The organism is Brevibacillus sp. (assembly GCF_003521185.1).
GTDB classification, from domain to species: Bacteria; Bacillota; Bacilli; order Brevibacillales; family Brevibacillaceae; genus Brevibacillus; species Brevibacillus parabrevis.
The window spans coordinates 1-4125 of the sequence record NZ_DOTK01000013.1; the positions used below are offsets into that span (position 1 = coordinate 1).

A 4125-nucleotide genomic window follows, 5' to 3' on the forward strand; every position below is an offset into this window, starting at 1 on the left:
AACTTTTTGATTGACATTCACATACGTTCTTGCGGAAGCGCTTTATTCTGACGAACAATACGATGATGCGCTTAAAAATGCAAAGCTGGCATTGGAATACTTCAAACAAGAAAAGAATAAATTTGAAGACTATCTAATTAAAACCTACGAAATCTTATTAAAGATATATGAGAAAACGGATTTATGAGCAACAGAGGTGAGATACAATCACCTCATTTTTTGTTTACGCCTAGCTTCTGATTATTTTGGAAATATAAAATGGGCAGGTATTTAAACCTGCCCATCATCTATTGCGTTCCTGCCATGAATGTGATAATCCCTATGGCAGACAACATAACACCAACCCCCACAATAGACCACATAATAATTTTCCACTTTCTTGCCATATCGTCATTTTCTTTCAACGCCTTCATTCCAACTCCAAAACCTATTTCCTTGACTAAGGATTAATCGGTCAAGCCATCTTTCAAAGCCTTCTAGAAGCTCTGTACGTTCCCCGACTCCGATGATAATTATATAATCTTCTCTACCATTTTTAACTTTCTCACTGTCGATATACATATATTCACCGTGTCCGTAGAAAGTCCCCATGTGATACCAACTAGGAGGAAATGTATTGTCTCTACTAGCGTGATACTGCATTATCTCTTCGATTGAGTGTAAACAAAACTGATGGGTTTCACTTATAAACAAGCCAGCCCCATTGTGCATTGATAAAAATTCCTTGTAGCTCTCAGGTAATACCCATCCTGTTTTCTCTGTGAAGGATTCGATTTCTTCTTTTGATGCAGGGTTATTCCATCGAAACTCTACATCAATCAAGTCCCCAGTATATTCTTCTTGAATCAGTGTATAACCTTTGGATACTCTAACCTTCAATGAATCCAATATTGGTACTATGTCTGGTTGCATGAATTTCCCCTCCATAACAATAAAAGGCGACTTGCAAAATAGTCGCCTTTTATTGCCAGTGTTCATGGTTTGTTTTGCATAAATGTGATAATCCCTATAGCACTAAAGACAATCATCACGCCTACAATAGACCATAATACAATTTTCCATTTGGAAGACACATCACCAACTCCTTACTATTCAGTCCAACCTCTGCCACCAGTTTTACCATCTTTATCCCCTGTAACTCGGCAGTATGCAGAACCAATTTGATAGCTCAGTCCCTTCAAAGGACCGATTTTGTAGTCAAAAACAGCAGTACCTACATACACGCCACGGTCAACTTCATCATATTCAGATGTTTTAGAAGTTTGAACTAAAGGGTTTAGGTTTCTTTTGACATAGCCTTTTGCACCAAGTTCTTTGGTTGCCCCTTTTTTATCGTATTCATACTTTCCGTCAACCACATAGATTGTCCAATCTATTCCTAATAGAGACATAGTGTATTCGTGATTTACTAATCGTGTGTTGGCTTGTGGCTGTATCGAAGAGTTTGAAAATGATTCTCTTTTTTGTACTTTGGCATCTGTAAAGGATTGTTTCAACATAGAGGGTGACTGCATATAGTTAAGCAATTTCTTTTGGTCTTCAATTGACAATGCTTTGAAATCTTCTAACGCATCTCTAGCATCCTGTACAGCTTGGTCTACATACAAAGGGTCTACTCCCAATCTAGTGGCTTCTTCTTTGTCATAGTTACTGAGATATTGGGCGTAACTTTCTGGCGTGGCCAGTGGATTCTCAGCCCCATTTACCCCTGATGCACCTACTGAAATACCTAAAACTAAGGCAACGCTCATGACGAAACTAAGCAACTTACTTTTACGCATGACTCTACCTCCAAAGATAGTTTTATGGTACTCATTAAGAGTACATTGGAAAAATATAGAAGTAAATAGTAATATTTTACTATGTGATAAGATTCGGTCGATTTATTTGTCATATCCTAAACGATAAGGAACTATAAGGGAATACTGGCTTGATAATAGTGAGATGGAGAAAAGTATACATATGACCATAATCCAATTGGTCTCCAAAGAGATAAAATTCTAATCAGAACCATTTGCACATTTACACGGTGAAATTCATCTTTACTCCGATGTGAGAAAAAATGAAATTACACATCAATCATCCATGCTCGAATGTGAGCAAAATTGACACAGTAGAAACAAGAAAATAAGACTATAAAGAATAGATAAAGACGATGAGCGTTCTGCAACAGCATGTTCTATTTACAAAAACTACCTTTTTCCCAATTATGTCATTTTTTTCGTCACCTATATAAATAGAGTTATATATTATACATATACTACTATAGAGATATAAGATTATAATAACTCTATTTATATAAGGCTCCGCAAAAAATGACATAATTGGAGAAAAAACAATTTTTTACAGGAGAATCTATCCTCGTGCTATTAAACGGTCTACAACAGCTCTATTTGCCCTCTCTGTGTTCGGGGGTAATCTTACTGCTCCCATACCTGTTTCATGTCCCAGAAGTCGATTCTGAGCGTCTGGTGATGTGATACGGATAGAGACATAGTATGTTCGCAGACCGCACACCTTTGAATTATATAGAGAACAAACTGAACCGCTATCAGTTGGATTCAGAGAAGTTCAAGTCAGGTGTGCGTCCTGTCCAACTCTAAGGACTGGAAAGATTAGAGCGTCCGAACATCAATGTAAAGAACAATGAAGACAATCAAATAAACGGTTTCACCATCTTCATGTCCAACGAAATATTCTTACAAAATAGACCACCATCTTACACTAGATAGTGGTCTGTTTTCCTCCTAAAATATGGTAATTTGGGCGATTTCAAAGGTTTTATGCAACGAAAATGAATAACAGTGCATAAACGATGAATAAATACAGGGTTTATTCAGTTCCGTACACTGAAAATACTCGGTTTGAGGTGCGATACCCTAAAAGTATTTTAGGGTGGGCGAACATACCTCTTTACACACAGGCAAAAAATTTCAAAAAGGAGTGTTTTCCAAATGAACAACTTACAGCGACTGCAATTAGAGATTCAAGGTATCGAATTGTCCCATGAGGAAATTCAAGTGTATCTTGCAGAGAATGGCTTGAAGCACTATGACGAATACAATCCAGAATCAAATAAATCGAAGCGTTCCATTTACCAGACTGCATTATCCATCTTAGAATCGGTTGCTAATAATCCAACTCTAATGAAGGATTACAAGCAGGATGATATGAGCATAACAGCATTCCATGAAAATCTACAAGCTAGGATTGAGCAATTGGAACGCAAGGTTCGTCAGATGCCATCTAACGATGATAAGACCGAAAGCAATTATTTTATGTTGTTCCAGTAAGAAAGGAGGGTGCTTAGATGAAGGTTAATTTGTTTCAGGTACAGGACAGTGATTTCAAAGTGTTGTTGGACAAGTTCGGAACTTCAATCAAGGTAAATAATTTGGATACGAGAGCGGTTATCACGAACACATCCATTAACGAGTGGGACGATAAATATATTTCCACCAGCACACAACTCAAACGTGGCGACCACATTCTACTGCAAGGCAAAGATTGGTATGTAATCAGTCAAGTCAAGACTAAACGTTACGAATCGTACAAAGCCATAATAAGGTGTGCAGAGCATTCCATTAGATTTAACCTGTCTGTTAAGGACGCTCCAAACTCAGCCTATGTATCATATGACGTTAAGGAAATCCCTTGCATTGTCCAGACTACAAGTGATTTTGGTTTGGATGGTGGCAGACAGGTGATTCTGGCAGAGGGAGAACTGGCTATCTTTGCACAAGACAATGCGACAACCAGAGCGATATTCGAGTCATTCACAGACAATTCTAGGAAGCATGATATTGTCATTGACAATCGTCAGTATGCCTATCAGGGATTTGATTTCATCTCGAAGGGTTTGGTTCGTATCAATGTCAAAGTGACTTCTTCATCGCAACTGACTGATAAGGTCAACAGTATTCATTGGCAGTATGACCATGCGAATTGGGATGGTGTCATCGACAGTTCGTTTTATAATTGAACAACAAATTAAGAAAAAATTTAAAACCACTTTACAAATGTCGCTGACCACTATATAATTATAAATGTTGTATCGGGAAGAAAGTGTTCTAAGCATCACAAAACACTTGATAATGCTGACATTTTCATATGCGGTCGTGGCGG

The 4125-nt window shown here is 37.7% G+C and carries 4 protein-coding genes; 2 read left to right on the forward strand and 2 right to left on the reverse strand.

Going from position 1 to position 4125, the window contains the following annotated elements; all coding sequences use genetic code 11:
• Positions 1–390: 390 nt before the first annotated feature.
• Positions 391–912: an SMI1/KNR4 family protein gene (locus tag DEP07_RS03160; RefSeq protein WP_287102089.1), complete on the reverse strand. Its 522-nt coding sequence runs from the start codon at positions 910–912 to the stop codon at positions 391–393.
• Positions 913–1088: 176 nt separating this feature from the next.
• Positions 1089–1781 (reverse strand): hypothetical protein, encoded by a 693-nt coding sequence (locus DEP07_RS03165; RefSeq protein WP_287102091.1) that lies wholly within the window; start codon positions 1779–1781, stop codon positions 1089–1091.
• 1173 nt (positions 1782–2954) lie between these two features.
• Here DEP07_RS03165 and DEP07_RS03170 point away from each other — a divergent pair.
• Positions 2955–3293 carry a hypothetical protein gene (locus DEP07_RS03170; RefSeq protein ID WP_287102092.1) on the forward strand — a complete coding sequence of 113 codons (339 nt, stop codon included), beginning with the start codon at positions 2955–2957 and terminating at the stop codon, positions 3291–3293.
• 17 nt (positions 3294–3310) lie between these two features.
• On the forward strand, positions 3311–3982 hold the full coding sequence (locus tag DEP07_RS03175) for a hypothetical protein (RefSeq protein WP_287102093.1): 672 nt from the start codon (positions 3311–3313) through the stop codon (positions 3980–3982).
• Positions 3983–4125: the final 143 nt, after the last annotated feature.

What these genes read in the sequence shown, in the direction of transcription:
- DEP07_RS03160 (WP_287102089.1), bottom strand. Translation starts at nt 912, where the DNA reads ATGCAACCAGACATAGTACCAATATTGGATTCATTGAAGGTTAGAGTA.
- DEP07_RS03165 (WP_287102091.1), bottom strand. Translation starts at nt 1,781, where the DNA reads ATGCGTAAAAGTAAGTTGCTTAGTTTCGTCATGAGCGTTGCCTTAGTT.
- DEP07_RS03170 (WP_287102092.1), top strand. Translation starts at nt 2,955, where the DNA reads ATGAACAACTTACAGCGACTGCAATTAGAGATTCAAGGTATCGAATTG.
- DEP07_RS03175 (WP_287102093.1), top strand. Translation starts at nt 3,311, where the DNA reads ATGAAGGTTAATTTGTTTCAGGTACAGGACAGTGATTTCAAAGTGTTG.